The organism is Mucilaginibacter phyllosphaerae (assembly GCF_004378255.1).
GTDB lineage: Bacteria > Bacteroidota > Bacteroidia > Sphingobacteriales > Sphingobacteriaceae > Mucilaginibacter > Mucilaginibacter phyllosphaerae.
In genome coordinates this window covers 51307-73476 of sequence record NZ_SNQG01000007.1, presented here as the reverse complement: position 1 = coordinate 73476, position 22170 = coordinate 51307, and the positions used below count along the sequence as shown (strand labels likewise).

General features: G+C 42.7%; 17 protein-coding genes and 1 riboswitch. Of the genes, 9 read left to right on the top strand and 8 right to left on the bottom strand.

Translation table 11 applies throughout. The annotated features are described in order from the left end of the window. Positions 1 to 16: 16 nt before the first annotated feature. The gene (mqnE, locus tag E2R65_RS17460; protein ID WP_134337782.1) at positions 17 to 1210 is read right to left on the bottom strand and encodes an aminofutalosine synthase MqnE; all 1194 of its coding nucleotides are present in this window, start codon (positions 1208 to 1210) and stop codon (positions 17 to 19) included. 196 nt (positions 1211 to 1406) lie between these two features. Between mqnE and E2R65_RS17455 the strand changes: the two genes are divergently transcribed. The 5 genes from E2R65_RS17455 to E2R65_RS17435 all read left to right on the top strand — a co-directional run bounded on the left by E2R65_RS17455 (position 1407) and on the right by E2R65_RS17435 (position 8030). Next, complete coding sequence (locus E2R65_RS17455) at positions 1407 to 2522, top strand: trans-sulfuration enzyme family protein (RefSeq protein ID WP_134337781.1); 1116 nt, start codon at positions 1407 to 1409, stop codon at positions 2520 to 2522. 143 nt (positions 2523 to 2665) lie between these two features. Further along, a riboswitch (SAM riboswitch) is annotated at positions 2666 to 2777 on the top strand. 232 nt (positions 2778 to 3009) lie between these two features. Continuing rightward, positions 3010 to 4323: an O-acetylhomoserine aminocarboxypropyltransferase/cysteine synthase family protein gene (locus tag E2R65_RS17450; protein WP_134337780.1), complete on the top strand. Its 1314-nt coding sequence runs from the start codon at positions 3010 to 3012 to the stop codon at positions 4321 to 4323. 102 nt (positions 4324 to 4425) lie between these two features. Further along, positions 4426 to 5481 carry a homoserine O-acetyltransferase family protein gene (locus E2R65_RS17445; protein WP_134337779.1) on the top strand — a complete coding sequence of 352 codons (1056 nt, stop codon included), beginning with the start codon at positions 4426 to 4428 and terminating at the stop codon, positions 5479 to 5481. Beyond that, positions 5481 to 6713: a homoserine dehydrogenase gene (locus E2R65_RS17440; RefSeq protein WP_134337778.1), complete on the top strand. Its 1233-nt coding sequence runs from the start codon at positions 5481 to 5483 to the stop codon at positions 6711 to 6713. Before E2R65_RS17445 ends, E2R65_RS17440 begins: the two co-directional genes overlap by 1 nt. Before the next feature lie 108 nt (positions 6714 to 6821). Further along, positions 6822 to 8030 (top strand): glycosyltransferase family 87 protein, encoded by a 1209-nt coding sequence (locus E2R65_RS17435; RefSeq protein WP_134337777.1) that lies wholly within the window; start codon positions 6822 to 6824, stop codon positions 8028 to 8030. An 80-nt stretch (positions 8031 to 8110) separates the two neighbouring features. Here the strand turns inward: E2R65_RS17435 and E2R65_RS17430 are convergent, their stop codons facing one another. The 3 genes from E2R65_RS17430 to E2R65_RS17420 all read right to left on the bottom strand — a co-directional run bounded on the left by E2R65_RS17430 (position 8111) and on the right by E2R65_RS17420 (position 13672). Beyond that, positions 8111 to 9640, bottom strand: a complete 1530-nt coding sequence (locus tag E2R65_RS17430; protein WP_449406717.1) for a dihydrolipoamide acetyltransferase family protein — start codon at positions 9638 to 9640, stop codon at positions 8111 to 8113. An 80-nt stretch (positions 9641 to 9720) separates the two neighbouring features. Beyond that, positions 9721 to 10962: a competence/damage-inducible protein A gene (locus E2R65_RS17425; protein ID WP_134337775.1), complete on the bottom strand. Its 1242-nt coding sequence runs from the start codon at positions 10960 to 10962 to the stop codon at positions 9721 to 9723. Between the two features lies 1 nt (position 10963). Then, on the bottom strand, positions 10964 to 13672 hold the full coding sequence (locus E2R65_RS17420; protein ID WP_134337774.1) for a putative LPS assembly protein LptD: 2709 nt from the start codon (positions 13670 to 13672) through the stop codon (positions 10964 to 10966). Between the two features lie 94 nt (positions 13673 to 13766). On the opposite strand from E2R65_RS17420, the gene E2R65_RS17415 reads away from it, so the two are divergent. After that, positions 13767 to 14696: an N-acetylmuramoyl-L-alanine amidase family protein gene (locus E2R65_RS17415; protein ID WP_134337773.1), complete on the top strand. Its 930-nt coding sequence runs from the start codon at positions 13767 to 13769 to the stop codon at positions 14694 to 14696. Between the two features lie 21 nt (positions 14697 to 14717). Next, positions 14718 to 15662, top strand: coding sequence for an MlaD family protein (locus tag E2R65_RS17410; protein WP_134337772.1), 945 nt, complete (start codon positions 14718 to 14720; stop codon positions 15660 to 15662). A gap of 56 nt (positions 15663 to 15718) precedes the next feature. On the opposite strand, the gene E2R65_RS17405 is transcribed toward E2R65_RS17410, so the two are convergent. The 4 genes from E2R65_RS17405 to E2R65_RS17390 all read right to left on the bottom strand — a co-directional run bounded on the left by E2R65_RS17405 (position 15719) and on the right by E2R65_RS17390 (position 19135). Next, positions 15719 to 16636, bottom strand: a complete 918-nt coding sequence (locus E2R65_RS17405; RefSeq protein WP_134337771.1) for a ribonuclease Z — start codon at positions 16634 to 16636, stop codon at positions 15719 to 15721. A 17-nt stretch (positions 16637 to 16653) separates the two neighbouring features. Further along, positions 16654 to 17031, bottom strand: coding sequence for an STAS domain-containing protein (locus E2R65_RS17400; RefSeq protein WP_134337770.1), 378 nt, complete (start codon positions 17029 to 17031; stop codon positions 16654 to 16656). Between the two features lie 44 nt (positions 17032 to 17075). Continuing rightward, the gene (locus tag E2R65_RS17395; protein WP_134337769.1) at positions 17076 to 18029 is read right to left on the bottom strand and encodes a phosphoribosylaminoimidazolesuccinocarboxamide synthase; all 954 of its coding nucleotides are present in this window, start codon (positions 18027 to 18029) and stop codon (positions 17076 to 17078) included. 140 nt (positions 18030 to 18169) lie between these two features. After that, a complete protein-coding gene (locus E2R65_RS17390; protein WP_134337768.1) occupies positions 18170 to 19135 on the bottom strand; it encodes a PhoH family protein in 966 nt (321 codons plus the stop codon). 103 nt (positions 19136 to 19238) lie between these two features. Here E2R65_RS17390 and E2R65_RS17385 point away from each other — a divergent pair, with 103 nt between their 5' ends. Both E2R65_RS17385 and E2R65_RS17380 read left to right on the top strand, forming a co-directional pair. After that, entirely contained in the window at positions 19239 to 20015 is a 777-nt protein-coding gene (locus E2R65_RS17385) for an SAM hydrolase/SAM-dependent halogenase family protein (RefSeq protein ID WP_134337767.1), read from the top strand. 185 nt (positions 20016 to 20200) lie between these two features. Beyond that, positions 20201 to 22033: an ABC transporter ATP-binding protein gene (locus E2R65_RS17380; protein ID WP_134337766.1), complete on the top strand. Its 1833-nt coding sequence runs from the start codon at positions 20201 to 20203 to the stop codon at positions 22031 to 22033. The last annotated feature ends 137 nt before the right edge of the window (positions 22034 to 22170 follow it).

Sequence of the window (22170 nt, the reverse complement as noted above, 5' to 3'; positions counted from 1 at the left end):
ATAGTGCATCAATCAACTAATTAATAACCGGCAGCTTATAAAACCGCGGTTTTACTTCTTCCTCAAACTGATAATCGTTATAATCGGTAACTACATTATAAAGGGTATCACGTTCTATCGGATAACGGCCTGCGGTTTTGATCAGGTCTACCAACTCTTTGGTGCTCATGGCCGGTGTTTGCTCTTCGGCACCTGCCATCGAGTAGATCCTGGTGGTATCATCCAGCGTACCGTCAATATCATCTACTCCAAAATTAAGGGACAATTGCGCGGTTGTACGGCTTATCATGGCCCAATATGCTTTGATATGGTCAAAATTATCCAGATAGATCCTTGCAATGGCGTAATTGCGCAGATCCTCTATCACGGTTGATTCTGGCACATTACTCATCTGGTTATCCTGATTACGGAATTTGAGCGGTATAAAGGTCTGGAAACCGCCGGTTTTATCCTGCAATTGGCGAAGTTGCTCCATATGGTCAACCCGGTGATGAAATTGCTCGATATGGCCATAAAGCATCGTAGCGTTTGAGCGCATACCCAGTTTATGCCATTCCTCGTGAATAGAAAGCCATTGATCGCCGGTACATTTATCTTTTGCTATCAGGTCGCGCACCTCGGGGTGAAAGATCTCTGCACCGCCCCCTGGCATTGATTCCAGGCCGGAGTCTTTCATCAACTTCATGCCTGTGGCATAATCTATCTTGGCCTTTTTAAAAATGTAATGATATTCTACCGGGGTTAGGGCCTTTACATGCAAATCCGGCCTGTGGGCTTTAATCCTGCTAAACAGCTGGGTGTAAAAGGCAACATCGTATTGTGGTAAAACGCCGCCAACAATATGTACCTCGGTAACCGGCTGCCCGTCGTATTTTTTAACGATATCCAGCATTTCATCCATCGTGTATTCCCATCCGTCGGCACGTTGTTTTATCAGGCGCGAGTAGGAGCAAAATTTACAGTCGTACACACACAGGTTGGTTGGTTCGATATGAAAATTACGGTTAAAATATGTTTTGTCGCCGTGCTTTTTTTCGCGTATGTAATTAGCAAGTACTCCCAGATAGCCTAATTCTGCTTCTTGGTAAAGCAAAACGCCTTCATCAAAAGTGATGCGCTGGTTATGGAGTACCTTCTCAGCAATGTTCTTTAGTGCTGATGAAAGCTGTGGATTATTCAGCAACACCAGTAAATTATCTGATACTTCCATTTGGAAAAATATTTGAGCAAATGTAGCAATTTGCTTTAGTTTTAAAATCAATGTACAGATATAACGGATGTTTGAACATATAGTATGACAATCAATTTACAGTAAGCGGGATAATAACATAATTGCAACAGATTTACAGCACAGCCATGAATAATAAATTTTTCTTAGTTAATTTGGCGGCATACATTTCCTGTTCATGAAAATAGAAACCATCGCCATACATGCCGGTAACCACACCGATGCCTCAACAAAAGCAGTTGTACAGCCTATAGTTATGGCAACTACATTTGAGCGGGACGAGGATGGTGGTTTTTCGTCGGGTTATTCTTACAGCCGGGCGGCTAACCCCAATCGTGCAGCGTTAGAGCAGGTGCTGGCCAAACTGGAAAACGGTGCAGAAGCCGCTTCCTTCTCATCCGGTAATGCCGCAGGTATGTCGGTATTTCAATCCCTGGATCCAGGTACGCACATTATTGCCCCCGATGATATGTATCATGGCCTTCGCAACCAGCTGAAAGCACTTTTTGCGGGGATACTGGAGTTTGATTTTATCGACGTAAATGATAGCGATGTTTTACAAGCCCACATAAAACCTAATACAGGTATTATTTGGATAGAAACGCCATCTAACCCATTGCTTAAAATAACAGATATTAAAAAGGTGGCAGGCATAGCAAACAAACATAACCTTAAAGTAGTATGCGATAATACTTTTGCCACGCCTGTTTGTCAAAGCCCGCTGGCCTTGGGTGCTGATATGGTAATGCACTCGGCCACCAAGTATTTTGGCGGCCATAGCGACCTGATGGGCGGCGCTTTAATAACAGCAGAAAAAAGCGATTGGTGGGAAAAGATCCGCAATGTACAAACCATGGGCGGCGCCATACCCTCTCCTATGGATTGTTATTACCTGGTGCGCAGTATTAAAACCTTGCCCTACCGCGTACGCGGCCATGTGCACAATGCACAATTATTAGCCCAATTTTTAGAAAGCCATCCACGCGTAGACCGTGTGCTGTATCCTGGTTTATCATCTCACCCGCAGCATGAAATTGCCAGGGCGCAGATGCATGCATTTGGGGCCATGCTATCATTTACCCTTAAAGGCGGCGAGGAAGAGGCCAAAAAGGTGGTGAATGCTGTTAAAATATTTACGCGTGCCACCAGCCTGGGCGGTGTAGAAAGCCTGATAGAACACCGTTCGTCGGTTGAAGGGCCGGATACCAAAACCCCTTTGAATCTGTTAAGGGTATCGGTAGGTTTAGAGCATATTGATGATTTGATTGCTGATCTGAAACAGGCGATGGCGTAATTGCTATTATTACAGATTAATAGTTTTTACAGCATAATTATAAATAATTAAAAATATTATTTGGATTATAAAATTCTATTACCCTATATTTGAAACATTATTTGGTAGTGATACCACGATCAATTTTCCCTCACACGGATTTTGGTTTATAAAGAAGCGGCGAGAGATCAGGCTCAGAGAACCGCTGGCAACCCTACAAGGTGTAGAAGGTGCCAATTCCTGTCCCGGAGAATAGTTAACCGGGGGATATAAATTTTTAATCATGAAAAGTTTAACTTACCTACAACAAAACACATTACAAGGCCAACCGGCCCTATCTTTATACACCCTATCTTCTGGCTGTATTTGTATGTGTTGCTGCTGCTGTTGATTCAGTAACACGTTCCCTTTTTCTTTTTCCTGAAAAAATACGTGATCTGCTTAACGGGATAGTTCTATCCTATCGTAATCTTTAACTTTTCAATTAAATACCCATAATCTACAGAACATGTCTAACTTAAAATTCGAAACACTGCAATTACATGCCGGCCAGGAAGTTGACCCAACAACCGGCTCTCGTGCTGTACCTTTATATCAAACAACTTCTTACGTGTTTAACAATGCCGAGCACGGCGCAAACCTGTTTGCCCTTAAAGAATTTGGCAATATTTACACCCGTTTAATGAACCCCACTACCGATGTTTTTGAAAAGCGCATTGCTGCGCTTGAAGGTGGGATTGCAGCCTTGGCAACGGCATCTGGCCAGGCAGCACAATTTATTGCATTAAACAATATTTTACAGGCCGGCGATAATTTTGTTACCTCACCCTATTTATATGGCGGTACCTATAATCAATTTAAGGTAGCTTTTAAACGCTTAGGAATAGAGGTACGTTTTGCAGAAGATGATAATGCAGAAAGTATAGAGAAACATATTGATGATAAAACCAAAGCTATTTATACCGAAACCATCGGTAATCCCGGCTTTAATATTCCTGATTTTGAAAAACTGTCGGCATTAGCTAACAAGCACGATCTGCCGCTTATAGTAGATAATACTTTTGCAGCAGGCGGATACCTGTTTCGCCCGTTACAGCATGGGGCCCATATCGTAGTAGAATCTACCACCAAATGGATAAACGGGCATGGCACCAGCATTGGCGGCGTAATTGTAGATGGCGGCACATACGATTGGGGTAATGGCAAGTTCCCCCAGTTTACCGAACCAAGCGAGGGTTACCACGGTTTGATATTTAACGATGTATTCGGCGTTAACGGGCGTTTTGGCAATATTAACTTCATTATCCGCGCCCGTGTGGAGGGTTTGAGGGACTTTGGCCCATCACAATCGCCATTCAACTCCTGGTTAAACATACAGGGGTTAGAAACTTTATCCCTGCGCGTACAACGCCATGTAGATAACGCACTTGAACTGGCCAAATGGCTGGAACAGCACCCACAGGTAGAAACCGTTAATTACCCCGGGCTGGAATCATCACCTCATTATACGCTTGCCAAAAAATATTTAAAAAATGGGTTTGGAGCAGTTTTATCCTTTAAAATTAAAGGTGATACAGAGTTAGCCAACAATTTGGTTGATAACCTTAAACTGGTTAGCCATTTAGCTAATGTTGGCGATGCCAAAACGTTAATTATACAACCGGCCGCTACCACGCATCAGCAATTATCAGATACTGAACAGATCTCTGCCGGTGTTTTGCCGGGCCAGTTGCGCGTAGCTGTGGGGATAGAACATATTGATGATATAAAAGCTGATTTTGAACAGGCATTTGCTAAAGTAAAACAGCTTGAATTTACATAACGATTTTTTTAGTTTTTTTTTAGTTTTTTTTTAGTTTTTTAAGTGATGTTATCAGGGGGCGGTTGTTTTAGCCGATCGCCCCCGAAATAACAGGAATAACCAATGAGCATACAAAGTTTTACCTATAACGGAACGTTCGAACTGGAATCCGGCCAGAAACTGCAAGGGCTTGAGATAGGCTTTAACACCTATGGCAGCCTCAATACAAACCGCGATAATGTGGTATGGGTATGCCATGCCCTTACTGCAAATTCTGATGTTTTTGACTGGTGGAAAGGCCTTTTTGGCGCCGATGATTACTTTAATCCGGATGAGCACTTTGTGGTTTGTGCCAATGTGCTGGGTTCGCCATACGGTACGGTTAACCCGCTAAGTACTAATCCGGGTACCGGCCAGCCTTATTACCTGGCTTTCCCGGAATTTACCATTCGTGATATGGTGAAGGCTCATAAACTATTGGCCGATCATTTAGGCATTGGGCAGGTAGAAATTTTATTGGGAGGGTCATTAGGTGGGCAACAGGCTGTAGAATGGAGCATTATTGAACCCGAAAGGATCAAAAACCTGATACTGATAGCTACCAATGCCAACCACTCGCCATGGGGAATTGCCTTTAACGAATCGCAGCGTTTAGCCATTAGCGCCGACCGTACTTTTTACGCCGGTGCGCCGGATGGGGGTAGCAAGGGTTTAAAAGCAGCACGCAGCATAGCGCTCCTATCCTACCGCAGTTACAAAACCTACGGCATCACCCAGCAGGAAGATAGCGATACCCTGACTGATAATTTTAAAGCATCAACCTACCAGAGTTATCAGGGGCAAAAGCTGGTTAATCGTTTTAATGCGTACAGTTACTGGTACTTATCAAAGGCCATGGATTCGCACAATGTGGGGCGTGGCAGGCATGGTGTGGATAAAGCTTTAAGCCTGATCAAAGCCCGCACACTGGTTATAGGTATTAAAACGGATGTATTATTCCCAATTGAGGAACAGCAATACCTTTTCAGGCATATCCCCAAATCGGCCTTTGCCGAACTGGATTCATTTTACGGGCACGACGGATTTTTAATTGAAACAGAAGATTTAACAAATATTATCACATCGTTTTTTAAAACCGATGTAAAAGGAAAAATAATAGAACTGCAAAAAATAGCTTAATGAGCAAGAAACTGAACATCGGCCTCTTCGGATTTGGAGTTGTAGGCCAGGGATTGTACGATATCATCAAAACAAAAAACCTGAACTTAGAAATAGTTAAAATAGCGATCAAAAATCCTGAAAAGGACCGTTCGCTACCAAAAGAACTTTTCACTACGGATAGAGACGAAATACTGAATAACCCGGATATTAATACCGTGGTTGAACTGATAAATGATACCGAGGCGGCTTTTGAGATCGTATCCCGCGCGTTAAGCTCCGGTAAGAATGTTGTATCGGCCAGTAAAAAGATGATCGCCACTTATCTAAATGAATTGATAGAATTACAGGAGAAATATGGCACTTCGCTATTATACGAAGGGGCCGTATGTGGCAGTATCCCTATCATTCGTAACCTGGAAGAGTATTATGACAATGAATTACTGCATTCTATCAGCGGTATTTTCAACGGTTCGTCAAACTATATCCTTTCTAAAGGATATTTAGAGAACCTTGACTACAACACCGCACTTAAGCAAGCACAAGATCTTGGTTTTGCCGAAACCGACCCCACAATGGATGTTGGCGGGTATGATGCCAAGTATAAATTGATCATAGCGGCAGCACACGCATACGGCGTAGTGATTGATCCTGAAGAGGTGCTGAATATCGGGATCCAAAACCTGGCGCCGAATGATCTGCAATATGCCCGCGAAAAGAAATTAAAGATAAAACTGGTACCGGTTGCTAAAGAATTGGATGACAAACACGTTACCCTGTTTGTATTACCAAAATTTGTTAACGAAACCGAATTTTTATACAACGTAGAGTATGAATATAACGGGGTAACGGTACAGGCGGCATTTGCCGATCAGCAATTCTTTTTTGGCAAGGGCGCAGGCGGCCATCCTACAGGTTCGGCTGTGCTATCAGATATTGCAGCGCTTAGGTACGATTATCAGTATGAATATAAAAAAGCTAAAGCGGTAAATAACCTGCAATTTACCAATAATGTTGCTATTAATATATACCTGCGTTATGAGGATGAGGCTTTGGTAGAGGCTTTGGAATTTGAATACATTCAGGAGCGTTTTTATTCTGGCAATTATAAATTTGTGATAGGTAAGATAAATCTGCAGAAACTAATTTATAACCAGCAACGTATAGCAGAAAACAAAGCTTTTGTGGCCTTTGCCGATCAGCTAACGGGGGTTAGTTTAGCTTCGGCAAAGCTACAGGCTGCTGAAGTATAGTAGCACTATATTTCGTTATCTGAAAGAGGCTGCCAAAAAAAGGCAGCCTCTTTTTGTTATCATATATTGCGTATCTTATTTACTTTTATCGCCAACTCAAAATACTACATGGAAAAAATCAAACTCATACTTTTTAACAGGCCATTTATTCTAACACTTTGGTTTGGCCTGAGTTTATTTGCAGTGGCTAAAGATGTAGTAACTCATTTTTCAAACAAGGAAACAACGCATAATAACTACATCATTTATAAGCATAACTTTTTAAACCTGATTCACCAGCAAAGCTTATTTGGCCCCGAGCCGCAATATTATTTTGACCTTAACCACTATGGGCCCGTATTCGGGTTAATTATTGCGCCTTTTGCTTTACTCCCCAACCAAATTGGTGTGGTACTTTGGGTGCTGTTTTTAGCTTATATATTATTTTATTCGATAATTAAGCTGCCGATAAATGATTTTCAAAAAACTGTGATCCTGCTACTCAATATAAATAGTATGATGGGCTCATCAGGCAATACACAGGTAAACCCTCTTATTACCGCGCTTGTAATATTCAGCTTTATATTTATAAAAAATAAGCAGGATTTTTGGGCAGCTCTGATGATCGTTATAGGTACTGCAATAAAGTTATACGGCGTTGTTGGCCTGGCATTCTTCTTTTTTTCAGATAATAAAATCAAGCTTATTTTAAGCCTTATATTCTGGTCGGCCGTGTTGTTTGTATTGCCTATGCTGGTTTCATCACCTGCTTATGTCCTGCAAACCTATCATAACTGGTATCCCGATCTTTTAGCTAAAAATGCCGCTAACCTTGTTTCAACAAGGGGCAATATAAGTGTAATGGGTATGATCAGTAAGATATTTCTGATTAAAAACTTATCTAACACGTTGATATTAGCCCCTGGGCTACTGCTGTTTGGTGCATCTGCTTTACGAATAAAATACTGGCGAAACACACAATATCAGTTACTGTTATTAGCTTCAACATTGCTTTTTGCCACATTGTTCAGCACCGGTTCCGAGCCGCCAACCTATATTATAGCTTTTATTGGCGTAAGCATATGGTATGTAAACCTAAACAGGCCAATTACAGGTTACGAGCGTTTTTTACTAATATTTGCATTGGTGTTAACAAACTTTTCTCCGTCAGATCTTTTCCCACGATATTTAAGAGATAAATACGTTATCCCCTATGCCCTGATAGCGCTCCCCTGTCTTTTGATCTGGTTGAAGATAGTTTATGAAATGCTTACCCGTAATTTTGGATCAGAAACAGCAGAGAGTAGGTTACAAACCCGTGTTGCAGTTGCAGATTAATACAAAAACAAAAGGCTTCCGGTTAGGGAAGCCTTTGTTTTTGTAGAACTCACAAATTAAATTAACTATATATTACTGTACTATAAATTCCTGTTAGTGTCCCAATTTTCCAGGTAGTGGGCTACCCTGCTTACAAACGAACCTCCTAATGCGCCATCTACCACGCGATGGTCATAAGATAACGACAGGAACATCATATGCCTGATGGCTATGGCATCGCCTTTGGGAGTTTCTATTACGGCAGGTTTCTTTTTAATGGCGCCTACAGCTAAAATAGCTACCTGCGGCTGATTAATAATGGGTGTACCCATTACGTTACCAAAAGAGCCAACGTTGGTAATGGTGAACGTACCATCGCGTACATCATCGGGCTGCAATTTATTATTACGGGCCCGGTTAGCAAGGTCGTTTACAGCTTTGGTAATGCCTATCAGGCTCAACTCGTCTGCCTTTTTAATAACCGGCACAATAAGGTTACCGCTTGGCAGGGCAGTTGCCATGCTGATATTAATATCTTTTTTCTTGATGATCTGCGTACCGTTTACTGATACATTGATCATCGGGAAATCTTTAATAGCCTTTACTACGGCCTCTATAAATATCGGGGTAAAGGTTATTTTTTCGCCCTCGCGTTTTTCAAATGAGTTTTTAACCTTCTCACGCCATAAAACAAGTTCGGTTACATCAGCCTCAACAAACGAGGTTACATGCGGCGAAGTATGTTTACTGTAAACCATATGTTCGGCAATAAGCTTACGCATGCGGTCCATTTCAATAATTTCCTGCCCGCCAGAAACTGATGCCGCCGCAGGTTGCTGCGGTGCTGTTTTTGGCTCTTCGGCAGCCGGTGCTACAGCCTGTGCAATATCGTTAACCTGGGGTACAGGCTCTGCTTTTGGCTGCGGTGCCGCTTTTGGCTCCTCAGCAACCGGTGCTGATGGTTGAACGGGCGGTGCAACGTTTTCAGTTGCATGCTGTTGTGGTGGCGATGCTATGGTTTGGGGTGTAGCGCCGGTTTTTGAGCTACGCTTTTGGATGTATTCTAACAGATCATCTTTTGTTAAGCGGCCCTCGGCACCCGTACCCGGTATGTGATCAAGCTCATCGTTGCCTATCCCTTCCTGGTTGGCTATGTTTTTGACTAATGGCGAGTAAAAACGATTCTCGTACTTAATGCCGTTTGCCGGTGTCTCTTTTTCTTCTATCTGGCTGATGCCCGGAATTTCATCAATAGCTGCGCTAACCGGATTGTGTTCAGGCTCCGGCTCATCAGTTGCGGGTTGTGGTGTATCTTGCTGTACAGGCTGTTCTTCTGCAGCAATAGGTTCGGTATGTGGTGTCGAGTCTGCTGCAGTTTCAGCTTTGGGCGCAGATGCAGGTGCATCATTGCTCTCGGGTTCGTCAGTTTCTATAATAGCAATTACAGACCCTACCTGCACCACCTCATCTTCTTTACAAAGCTGTTCAACTAATTTCCCCGAAACCGGCGACGGTACTTCTGAATCAACCTTATCGGTTGCAATTTCCATAACTGCCTCATCTGCTTCTATATAATCTCCGGGTTTTTTATTCCATTTGATTATCGTTGCTTCTGCAACGCTCTCACCCATCTTTGGCAATAATAATTGGTATTTGGCCATACGCAAAACTATAGTTCGTTGGTCAAAATTATACAATAAAAGCGTTACTGCTAACTTTCTTTTAGTAAAGTAATCAACATAAAAAAGGCCGCTACAGCGCTCCTTTCAATGTTTTGCATTCGCTTATTACCAAATGTGAATTTCTTTGCTACTGTTTTATTTGCCTTTGCCGCCGCAATCCAAACGGTGCCTACCGGCTTATCTTCAGATCCTCCCCCAGGGCCTGCTATACCTGTTACGGCTATTGAATAATCGGTACCAAAACGGCTTAAAACCCCCTCTGCCATTTCCCTGGCAGTTTGCTCGCTAACTGCGCCAAATGTCTCTAAAGTTTGATGGTTAACACCCGCTATTTTTTCTTTTATACGATTATCATAGGTTATGGCGCTGCCTAAAAAAACGGCAGATGAACCGGCATGCTGGGTGAGCAGATGTGAGATGTAGCCACCCGTACAACTTTCAGCAGCAGACAGTTTTAATCCGCGCTCTTGCATATAATTTAATACCACCTTTTCCAGGGGGGTATCTTCCAGTGCAACTACATTATGCCCAACACGTTCTGCAATACGGCCGGCAAATTCTTCCAGTTTATCCTGCAGGGATGCTTCGCCGTTGCCATAGGCACTCAGCCTTAAACGCACCTGCCCCATTTTTGGCAGGTAGGCTAATTTAATATTGTGCGGTAGATCGTTTTCAATATCAGCGATCTTTTCTGCCAGGTAAGATTCGCCCTCGCCCACTGTCAGTATCGTTTTGTGGATAATAACCGGCAGCTTTAAGCTTGCTTTTAGTTTGGGTATAACCGTATCTTCCATCATATACATCATCTCAAACGGTACCCCCGGCATCGATACATAGATCTTCCCCCCGGTATTAAACCACATACCCGGCGCAGTGCCGTTATTGTTTAATATCACCTCACAATTTTCGGGCACTTCTGCCTGTTTGCGGTTAACATCCAACATAGGCCTGTTATAACGCTTAAAAATATTAAACACATTATTTAAGGCATCCTCGTTTAAAACAAGCTTTACATTAAAATATTCGGCAAGTGTTTGTTTGGTGATATCATCTTTTGTAGGGCCCAGGCCGCCGGTAATAAAAATAATATCGGCACGGGTTGCTGCCTCGGTTAGGGCGTTTAAAATATGCTGTTTATCATCAGATACTGACGAGATCTGCTTTACCCTGATACCCTGTTGATTTAACTTTTGGGCCATCCAGGCAGAGTTGGTATCTACAATCTGCCCAATTAATATCTCGTCGCCAATAGTGATAATTTCTGCAAGCATATTAGTTAAAGCTTTGGTTGTTGGTGTAATCGCTTCGTTTACTCAGTTTCAGATCCTGTAAGATAGATGCCTTAACCTTTAAGGTAACGTTGTATGATTTGTAAAAGCCGAATGGCAGCCATTGTACAGACAGGTCCCAGCAATGCAGATCACGGTATATGGCGAAAGAAGTTGCATCTGTTATCTTGCGGGCTTTAATATCGTATGAACTGTTATACTGTATTTTCCACTTACTGGTAAGGCTAACATCACCGCTCAACATCACCGTATTACTTGATGAGGTGTTTACGATGTTATTGCTGTAGGTAAAGTTGTAATTGATGGCCAGGTTCCAGGGGATATTAAAATCAATGTATGCCCCCGGGTCGCTGTTGATCATAGCCAGCCTTTGTGCCTGGTTAGGGTCCATCGTTTGTAAGGTGGATCCGGGCGGCGGCACAGCCTTTGGCCTAAATGTGGTTGAGTTTAAACTGCCGCTCATCGAGAAGCTGAAAGATTGCAGCAACGGGAATTTACCATCCTGCCAGCTGTAGCGGTTAATGCGGCGTGTATAATTGGTTACCTGCCCGTTTGAAATGGAATCGCGCACACGGGTGACATACGGATCAAAAGATCCGCTGAAGTTGATATTTACTTTTTGATTCAGGATAGCGGTATGGCCCGAAAAATTAATGTTTGACAGCTTTAACGAATCGGCTGCAAAGTTATAAAAGGTAGAAAAAGTTAAGCCCTGTAAAATAGGGATCTTCCTGTCAATACCGGATGTATCGGTGCTTTTAGGTTTTACTTTTGCTTCGATGGTATTATCTAAAGAAAAACCGATACCTGCCTGTTTACCCGGTGACGGGCCGCCATAAACCGATTGCTCGAAAATTGAATATCGCTGCGCATAATACGGATAAGGTACGGTTGCACTGCTCACAGCAGTACGATAGTAACCGTAGCTTGGGTCGCCAAAATCGGGGCGGTAGTTAAAGCTTATAGATGGTGTAGATATATGCCTGATAGCTTTTATATTACCTTTTTTGAATGGTATAGTACCATATATTTTAGTAGAGAAGCCTGCATTTAAAGTGTACTCGCCTGCGCGTGCAAAACCCGGCACGGTATCGGTAACCGGTAATACCTGGCCTGCAACGGTGCCTCTGTCAAAACGCCTGCGGATGCTTTGCAGGTACCAGCGTTCGGTATAGTTGGCGCCGGTGTTAAACTGAAAATACTTTAAAAAAGTTGAGTTGAATGCAATAGGTATCTGGTGCTGTAAACCGTTTTGCAGGCGCTTAGTCAGTGTGTTTGCTTTAAAAAGTTCGGTCTCAGGCACATCTGTTAATTTGTTGGTACCAACAAGGCTGTAACCTACGGTGATACGCTGATACCATTTTTGCTCGCCTACCCGGCTTTTAGAATCAAACGGACTAAGTGTAGCCATGTTAAAACTGAAGGTTGGCAGCTCCAGCGTTACTGTTTTTTTACTCAGATCCTGGCTATGGCCCAAACTTACGGTTAGGTTAAACGGCGAATTAGGCCATGTTTTACCGTATGATATGCTCGATCTTAGGTTATTTTGGGTAAGCTGTGTAAGGTTATAATTGTTTTGCCCGGGGCTGTTTCTGTAAAAGCTTGATGTACCGGCATTAACCGATGCACTAAATGTAGTACCCGGGTTAGCGTTAGGATCCTGCTGGTGCGACCAGGTGATGTTAAAATCCTTTACGGCAGGATCACCCGCAAGGCCGTAATTGTGCGATCCATAACTCAGCGTCAGGCTGCCGCCATATTTGTAGCGTTTTAAATAACGCGCGTTGGTGTTGATCTCGTAAGATCCCTTTGAGTAAAGGGTGGCCATTGTGGTAAGGTCCAAATTATCATTAAGGCCGATGTAATAACCAAAATTACGCAGGTAAAACCCCAGTTTCTGGTCTTCACCAAACGTGGGTAAGATCACTCCGGAACTTTTTGAATCGGGTTTTGGAAAAAAGCCGAAGGGTATGGCAAGCGGCAAGGGTACACCGGCTATTTCCAGGTATGCCGGGCCGGATATGATCCTGTTTTTTTGGCCTATTCCTTTGGTTATCACAATGCCAAAATGTGTTTCGGGAAAAGGGAGGTCGCAGGTACTAAAAATAACGTTTCGGTAAGCTACCTCGTTTTCGTTAAGGCGTTTAGCCTGCCCGCCCGATATAAAGTTCCCCTCCTGCTCGGATGCCGGGTTCCAGATCTTACCTTTCTTTGTTTTGTAATCAAACAGCAGCGAATCTGATGCCACCGGCTTTTCTTTGCCCGATTTTGATAGCGGCCTGCCAATATACCGCCTTGTTTTGGGGTCGATTGCACCACGGGCAAAAATGAGGTGCTTTTTTTCATCAACACGTATATATTCGGCATCAAGCTCAAAGTCTTCATAAGTAACCCGGGCCTTACCATACCAGTAGGATATTTTATTTTCGTTATCTACGTAAGATGAATCTTCTGCTACGGCCTTTACAACAGATTTTAAGCCGCCTGCACTTGGCGTTGTGTCTCTTTTTGCTGTTAGCGGATTGGCATTAGGCGCGGTGAAATTACGGGCTGTATTTTTGGTATTTGCTGCTTTAGCACCCGGCTTTATCTTCAGGAGTTTTTTATCCCTTACCGAATCAAGCTTTATAATGGTATCTTTAACAGTTATATAACGATGCCCCGCCCTTGCAGGGGTCATTATGTTAACCATTAATATAAGTGCAAGTAGAAAAAAAAGTTTATCCGATTTCAAAATTGATTATGAATACTATTTTTGCAGATACAGTTAACAGCCCTCAAACATAATGAAAAATAAACTATTGAACAGGTTGAAACGACCGTTTTTTGCTTCGTTAACCCTCCTCATTTGCTCTTCATTTTTTTCATTTAAAGCGGCAATCGCTAAAACAAATAACTTAAATGACACTATTACAAACAGCTTTAAACTACGTACTGTTATTATTGATGCAGGCCACGGTGTAAAGCCTGATAACGCCCCTCCGGGCCATTATTCGCGCGGGGCCAGTGGCTCGTTTTCGTCTGAAAGGAATGTAACGCTTGCTATTGCATTAAAATTGCAGAAAGCGATTGAAAAAGATGTGGAAGGCGTAAAGGCCGTATTAACCCGCACTACCGAAGAGGATGTATCTTTTGAAAGGAGGGCACAAATAGCCAATCAGAATAAAGGCAACCTTTTTATATCTATCCATTGTAATTCGTTACCAGACAGGGTGGTGCGCGAGCGTGTTGGCACCAGGCGCGGTAAGCCTGTTTACAGATCTGCCCGTGTGGCCGATCGATCGGGCAAGGGTGCGCTGATGCTGGTATATGGCTTGCACCGCTCGCGCGAGGAACAAAACGCGATCAAAAACAACCAGATTGAGGGTGATGCCGGTTTAGATGGGGACGCATTAGACCCCAACGACCCGGTAGTTATTATACTTACGGATGCCTACATGCGTAAATTTCGTAAACAAAGTGTAAAAATGGCAAACTTAATTAGCGATGAGATTGTTCAGACTGACGGCAGACGTAGCGAAGGCTTAAGAGAACAGGGCATTTATGTACTTTGCCACAGCGCAATGCCATCTGTACTGGTAGAAACAGGTTACATTAACAACCCGGATGATGAAGAATATCTAAACTCAGAAACAGGGCAAAATGAGATCGTAAACTCGATAGTACGGGCAATATTAAAATACAGGAACCAAATAGAACAAACTACCGTAAATTAAAATTAAACTTTATCTGCTTATATGAAAATTTCTAACGAAACAAAGATCGGCGCGCTCACTGCAGTAGCGATAACTATACTGGTATTAGGCTACAGCTTTTTAAAAGGTAACGACGTTTTTTCCGGTTCAAATAAATTTTATGCTATCTATGGCAGCGTAGAGGGCTTAACCGTTTCCAAGCCGGTGCTTGTAAACGGTTTTCAGATCGGCCGCATCTCTAAAATGCAATTACAGGGCGACGGCCGTACCATTGTAGAATTTAAAGTTGATAAAAAGTATAACGTACCTGATAACACTTTGGCTAAATTAGAAAGTACCGACCTTTTAGGCGGCAAAGCTGTTGTATTTGAGTTAGGTAACAGCATGAAATATGCCGACGACCAGGATACCCTGCGCGCCGATATACAGGGCAGCCTTGCAGAAAGCCTGCAACCTATTCAAAGAAAAGCAGAAGTGCTGATAACTAAGGTAGATTCTGCATTAGGTGCTATCAATAAGATCATGAACCCAACCTTCCAGAAAAATGTGGACAGGAGTTTTGCCAGCATTGCTAATTCGCTGCAAACGTTAGAAAGCACTACTAAAAAAATAGATGCTATTGTTGGTGCGCAAAGCACCCATATTAACGGTATCATGACCAATGCCGAAGCCGTATCCGGCAACTTAAGAACAAGTACCGCCAAACTTAACGGCATATCCGAAAACTTTGAACGCTTTAGCAATGACCTGGCTAATTCAAACATTAAGCAAACAATGGAAAACGCCAACAAAGCTACTGCAGATTTACAGGCCACTATGGCAAAAATAAACAGTACACAAGGTTCGCTTGGTTTATTGATGAACGATACCAAAATGTACGATAATTTGAATGCAGCATCAGGTAATTTAAACAACCTGTTCCTGGATATTAAGGCACATCCAAGCCGCTATGTACATTTCTCTGTATTCGGTAAAAAAGGAGATTGATTTTAGAGATCAGAGGTTAATAATCAGAGATCAGGTGAATAGAGGTTAACTAATCTCTACTCGCTAATTACAAACGTTTTTCCTTCTACAGCAAGTTCTGTATTCGGGAAAACGTTTTTTGCTTCATCTAAAAGCTCATTAAGGGTTTTGTACCGTGCCGAAAAATGGCCGATGATGAGTTTATCTGCATTTACCCTAACGGCCACCTCTCCTGCCTGTAAAGCAGTAGTATGGTGTGTTTGATTGGCCCTATCCAGCATATCATGCAAAAAGGTAGCCTCGTGATATAATAAGGTAGCATTGGTTATTTGCTGCAGATATTTTTCTGTATAAAGCGTATCAGATACGTAAGCGTATGATCTGGGTTGTTCTGCTGCAATGGTTAAGGTATCGTTTTTATAAATAGTGCCATCGGGCGCTTCATAATCGTTCCCTTTTTTAATTGCAGGGTAGTATTGAACCGGGATAGCCAGTTCTTCTATACGCTCTTTAATAAGCTTGTTTAAACGCTTTTTTTGGCGAAACAGAAACCCCGTGCAGGGTATGCGATGATCCAGCGGTATGGTTTCTACATAAACATCCTGGTTTTCCAGTATCACGCCTTTTACTGTGGCATCTGTAAAAACATATTCAAGCGGATAATTAAGCGTAGTTTCCGAATATTTTAGCTGCAGGTCAATGATCTCTTTTAGTGGTGCAGGCCCGAAAATTTTAAGTGCTTTTTTGCGCCCGTTAAGGTGCATGGATGATAACAGGCCAACCAGGCCAAGATAATGGTCGCCGTGCAGGTGGCTGATGAAAATATAATCAATACGGCTGGCTTTAACATCAAACCTCAGCATTTGTTGCTGTGTGCCTTCGGCGCAGTCTACCAAATAAAGCTTTTCGTTTATATTGAGTACCTGCGCAGTGGGGTTTCTGTTAAATATAGGTGTTGCAGAGCTGCTGCCCAGTATTGTAACTTCGAATTTCATACCGGGTAAACAGCTTATTATCTAATTTCTCTCTTCAGTTCTTTTTCAATCTCTTCCATAAAGATCAGGTCGATACCCTCTTCGCAGGTAGGTACAATAGAAAGAACGTTATCTAACTGTGATATAGTTATTAAGCGCGATACAGCTTCATTCAGGCCGCAAAGTATAAATGAACCTTCTGCGCTTTTGCATAAACGGTGGCCTACCAGTAAACTGCTTAAGCCGGATGAGTCTGCAAACTTTATTTGCGAAAGATCAAGGATGATGTTACGCTGCCCTTCTGTATTGATCAGTATCAATTCAGATTTCAGCTGCGGCGTAACCAGCGAATTTAATTTGGATTCGTTAAGCTTAATGAGGATGTATTTCTCGTGCTTGTCAACCGTAAATTTCATTTTGTTATAATTAAAAAGCTAATATATAATTAATTTGTCTTTAATTAAAGAACTTCCATAGCGGCTAATGCATTATTTATCGCAGTTTCTACCCTGTTTGCAGCATTTTCCTGGCCGGGCTTAACAAAGCTTTCGCCGGTAATTTGCTCATACAGTTCAATATAGCGCTCGGATATTGAACTTACTATTGCCGGGGTCATCACAGGCACCTGCTGCCCGTCCTTACCCTGAAAGCCGTTCTCGATCAGCCATTTTCTAACAAATTCCTTAGAGAGTTGCTTTTGCGCCTCGCCATTTGCCTGGCGTTGTGCATAACCTTCGCTATAAAAATATCTTGATGAATCGGGTGTATGGATCTCATCTATCAGGTAAATGGTATCGCCAACTTTGCCAAATTCATACTTGGTATCTACTAAAATAAGGCCTTGTTTGGCGGCTATCTCTGTACCGCGTTTAAACAACTGGCGGGTATAGTTTTCCAGCTGAACGTAATCCGCTTCGCTTACAATGCCCTGTTTCAGGATCCCCTCACGGGATATATCCTCATCATGCCCTACCGATGCTTTTGTTGTTGGGGTGATGATGGGCTCAGGTAAAATATCGTTCTCTTTCAATCCTTCGGGTAAGCTTACACCGCATACCTGGCGCTTACCTAAAGCATACTCGCGCGCAGCATGGCCTGCAAGATAGCCACGTATCACCATTTCTACCTTAAACGGCTCGCAAATGCGGCCAATAGTAACACTGGGGTCGGGTACGGTAATTACCCAGTTAGGTACAATATCTGCCGTGGCCTGTAAAAACTTAGCGGCTATTTGGTTTAATACCTGCCCTTTAAAAGGGATGGCTTCCGGCAGTACCACATCAAAGGCCGAGATCCGGTCGGTAACTACCATGGCCAGGTATTTATCTTTTATCGTATAAACATCACGGACCTTACCTTTATAATAATTGGTTTGCCCCTCAAAATTAAAATGTGTTTCTTTTATTGCGTTCATTGTGGATTAGATGTGAGATGTGAGATTTGAGATATGAGACCAAACAAATTAATCTCTCCCAAGCCTCACATCTAAACTCTTATAAGTTAAACATAAGTTTAAGATAACATCTCAAATCTCAAATCTAACATCTCAAATCTCTATTGTATATCCCCGTAAGCTTCCAGGATGCGTTTTACCAGTTTATGGCGCACAACATCTTCACCGCTCAGGTACACAATATCAATTCCTTTTATATCTGTTAATATGCGCAACGCGGTATATAAGCCTGATTGCTGTTTCTTCGGCAGATCTATCTGCGTTACATCACCCGTTACAATAAATTTTGCCGATGGCCCCATACGTGTTAAAAACATCTTTAACTGCATGTCGGTAGCATTTTGCGCCTCATCCAAAATCACAAAGCAATTATCAAGCGTACGGCCGCGCATAAATGCCAGCGGGGCAATTTCTATGGTGCGGTTCTCCAGGTAAAGTTTTAGTTTTTCGGCCGGTATCATATCATCCAGCGCATCATATAACGGGCGCAGGTATGGGTCTATCTTTTCTTTCAGGTCGCCCGGTAAAAATCCCAGGTTCTCGCCAGCCTCTACAGCCGGTCGGGTCAGGATGATCCGTTTGATCTCTTTATTCTTTAACGCTCTTACAGCCAATGCAACAGCCGTGTAGGTTTTACCTGTACCGGCAGGGCCAATGGCAAAAAGAATATCGTTTTTAGCCAAACTATCTACCATACGGTGCTGGTTTGGCGTGCGGGCACGTACCATAATACCGTTGGGGCCAAATACCAAAACTTCGCCGCTGGCAAATTTATCCGGGGTGCCTTCGCCGGCTGCGGCAGGCTTGGCAGACGGTTTGGAGCCCAGTATGCGCTCCACATCAATTACATTCAGATTGTCGAATTTTTCTACGTGTTTTACCAGGTGATCAAACTTCTCCTGAAAAACCGTTAGTTCGTGCTCATCACCCAAAACTTTTACATCGCTGCCACGCGCAACTATTTTAAGCTTAGGAAATTGCTTTTTGATGATCTCGAAATGATCGTTGCTGGGGCCCCATAATACGGCGGGGTCTATTTGCTCAATTGATAACTTTAGCTCGTTCAATAGGAATTGATTTTTGTCAGTTTGCGAATTTTTATGAATTAAAAATTGAATATTTGCACCTTTAAATACACTACAAGATTAGCAATAAATATTTACAAAATTAATGGCAATTATAACTTTAACTACTGATCTGGGCGATAAAGATATTTATCAGGCTGCCCTTAAAGGTAGTATTTATAAATTGCTGCCCACAGTAAATATTGTAGATATTACTAACAATGTTGCGGCCTTTAATGTGCAGCAGGCAGCCTTTATTTTAAAGAATAGCTTTTATTACTTTCCGGATGATACGGTACACCTGATAGGTATTGATACTGTGTATAATACGTACACCCGCTACCTGGCCATCAGGTACAAAAACCATTACTTTGTTGGGGCCGATAACGGCATATTCTCGTTGATGTTTGACCAGGAGCCCGATGAGATTGTGGAAATAAATATCATGCAGGATCTGAAGTTTCTGCATTTCCCGCTGGCAGATATTTTTGTGAAGGCCGCCTGCCACCTGGCCAATGGCGGCACCCTGGCAGAAATTGGCCTGCCCGTAAGCAATGTAGAGAACAAAATGAACCTGCAGCCGGTGATTGAAAAGAACCTCATCAAAGGTGCCGTGATCTATATCGATTCGTTTCAGAATGTGATCACAAACGTTACCAAGGAATTTTTTAACCGGGTGCAGCAGGGCCGCCGTTTTGTGTTATACTTTAAACGCAATGAAACCATTACCCACCTTAGCTGGCATTATAACGAAGTGCCCGAAGGAGAAAAACTTTGTCTGTTTGGGATCAGCGATCATCTGGAGATAGCCATCAATAAAGGTAATGCCAGCGGTTTACTGGGCCTAAACCTTGGCGATAGTGTAATTATTGATTTTCAGTAATACCCTCTCTACCACGTAAAGGCGCAATACATTGCGCCTCCCTGTAAATTACATTATCGCTATTCTTTCTGCAGACGCAAGTTATGCCATTATACAAATTACACATCAACGTCAATTTTATCTGCATCCATCAAACAAAACAATTAAACCCTATTTTTGCAGGTTGATAACAGAGCACTTTATATATGGCAAGAGGCAGATTGAACAGTGGCAGCAAGGCAGAGGCAGAATTACCAAAGGCAAAATTAAACCTGGAGAGTGTTAAGCGTATAGCTAAACTTATTTCGTACATTAAACCTTACCGGGGTAAATTTATAGCAGGTTTAATATTTCTATTTGCTTCCAGTTTAACCGGGCTGGCTTTTCCGTCGTTACTCGGCGCTTTAATAGATGCAGCACAGGGTAAACAAAAGTATGCCTTCCTTCCTCCTACTATCAATGCCATAGGCATCCTGGCATTTGCTATTTTATTTGTGCAAGCGTTTGTATCCTTTTTCAGGGTGGTTTGGTTTGTACAGGTGGCAGAAAAAGCATTGGCAGATATCCGCCGGGATACGTATTTTAAACTGGTAACCCTCCCTATGAATTTTTTTGCTAACCGCAGGGTTGGCGAACTGAATAGCCGTATATCTGCCGATCTGTCGCAGATACAAGATACCATGACCACCACTTTTGCCGAAATGATAAGGCAGCTGGTTTTATTAGTGGGCGGTATCACACTTTTAACTATCGTATCGTTTAAACTAACTTTAGCGCTGTTGCTGATGCTGCCCGTTTTGATTGTGGTAGCGGTGTTTTTTGGCAGGTTTATTCGCAACCTGTCTAAACAGGCGCAGGATAAACTGGCCGAATCAAATACAATTATCGAAGAAACACTGCAGGGCATAGCCAATGTTAAGGCATTTGTTAACGAAGCCTTTGAGGCAGGGCGTTACAACAAAAACCTGCGCGAGGTGGTAAAAATAGCCGTTAAGGGCGCGGTGTACCGCGGCATCTTTGCATCTTTTATTGTTTTTTGCCTTTTTGGGGCGATTGTAGGCGTTATATGGTACGGATCTATACTGGTACATCATCACGAACTTTCGGTGGGTAGCTTAACAACCTTTATTCTTTACTCCATTTTTGTAGGCGCTGCAATGGGCAGTTTTCCCGAGCTTTATGCCAACCTGCAAAAAGCCGTAGGCGCCAGTGAACGTGTTTTAGAAATTCTGGACGAGAAAGGTGAAGATGTTTCCATCAATGCGGAAGATAATGCCATTAAACAAAAAATAAGCGGTAACCTGGCGTTTAACAATGTGGTTTTCGCCTACCCGTCGCGTGCTGAATTAACGGTTTTAAAGGGTATTTCATTTACTGCAAACGCCGGCCAAAAAGTAGCTATTGTGGGGCCGAGTGGTTCTGGTAAATCTACCATGGCGGCGCTGATCCTGCAATTTTACCATCCGCAAAGCGGGAGTATTTATTTTGACGGGCTGGATGCCGGCGAATATGCCTTAACCGATATCCGCAACCAGGTGGCCATTGTGCCGCAGGATGTATTGCTTTTTGGCGGCACCATTTTAGAGAACATTGCTTACGGTAAGCTGGATGCCACAAAAGATGAAGTGATAGCTGCTGCCAAAAAAGCCAATGCTCACCAGTTCATCACTTCCTTCCCCGAGGGTTATGATACCGTTGTAGGCGAACGTGGTGTAAAACTATCCGGTGGCCAGCGCCAGCGCATTGCTATTGCCAGGGCATTGCTTAAAAACCCGGCTATACTGATATTGGATGAAGCCACATCCTCGCTTGATTCGGAATCTGAACGCCTGGTGCAGGAGGCCCTGGAGGTTTTAATGAAAGGCCGTACATCGATCATCATTGCCCACCGCTTATCAACTATTCGCGAAGCAGATAAGATCATCGTGCTGGAAAAAGGTAACATTATCGAAACCGGCAGCCACCAGGAATTGATAGCTAACGAGCAGGGTTTGTACCGCTACCTAAGCCAGCTGCAGTTTGAAACAGCGCAGGGTTAGGGTTTAGCGTCTTATAAATTTATCTGAAATTGAATTATACATAAATGCCTGACAATTAATAATTTAATATAATTTTAATAAAGTTTTTATTTTTGTATCTAAATTATTATCATTCACTAATCAATTGATTATCAAAT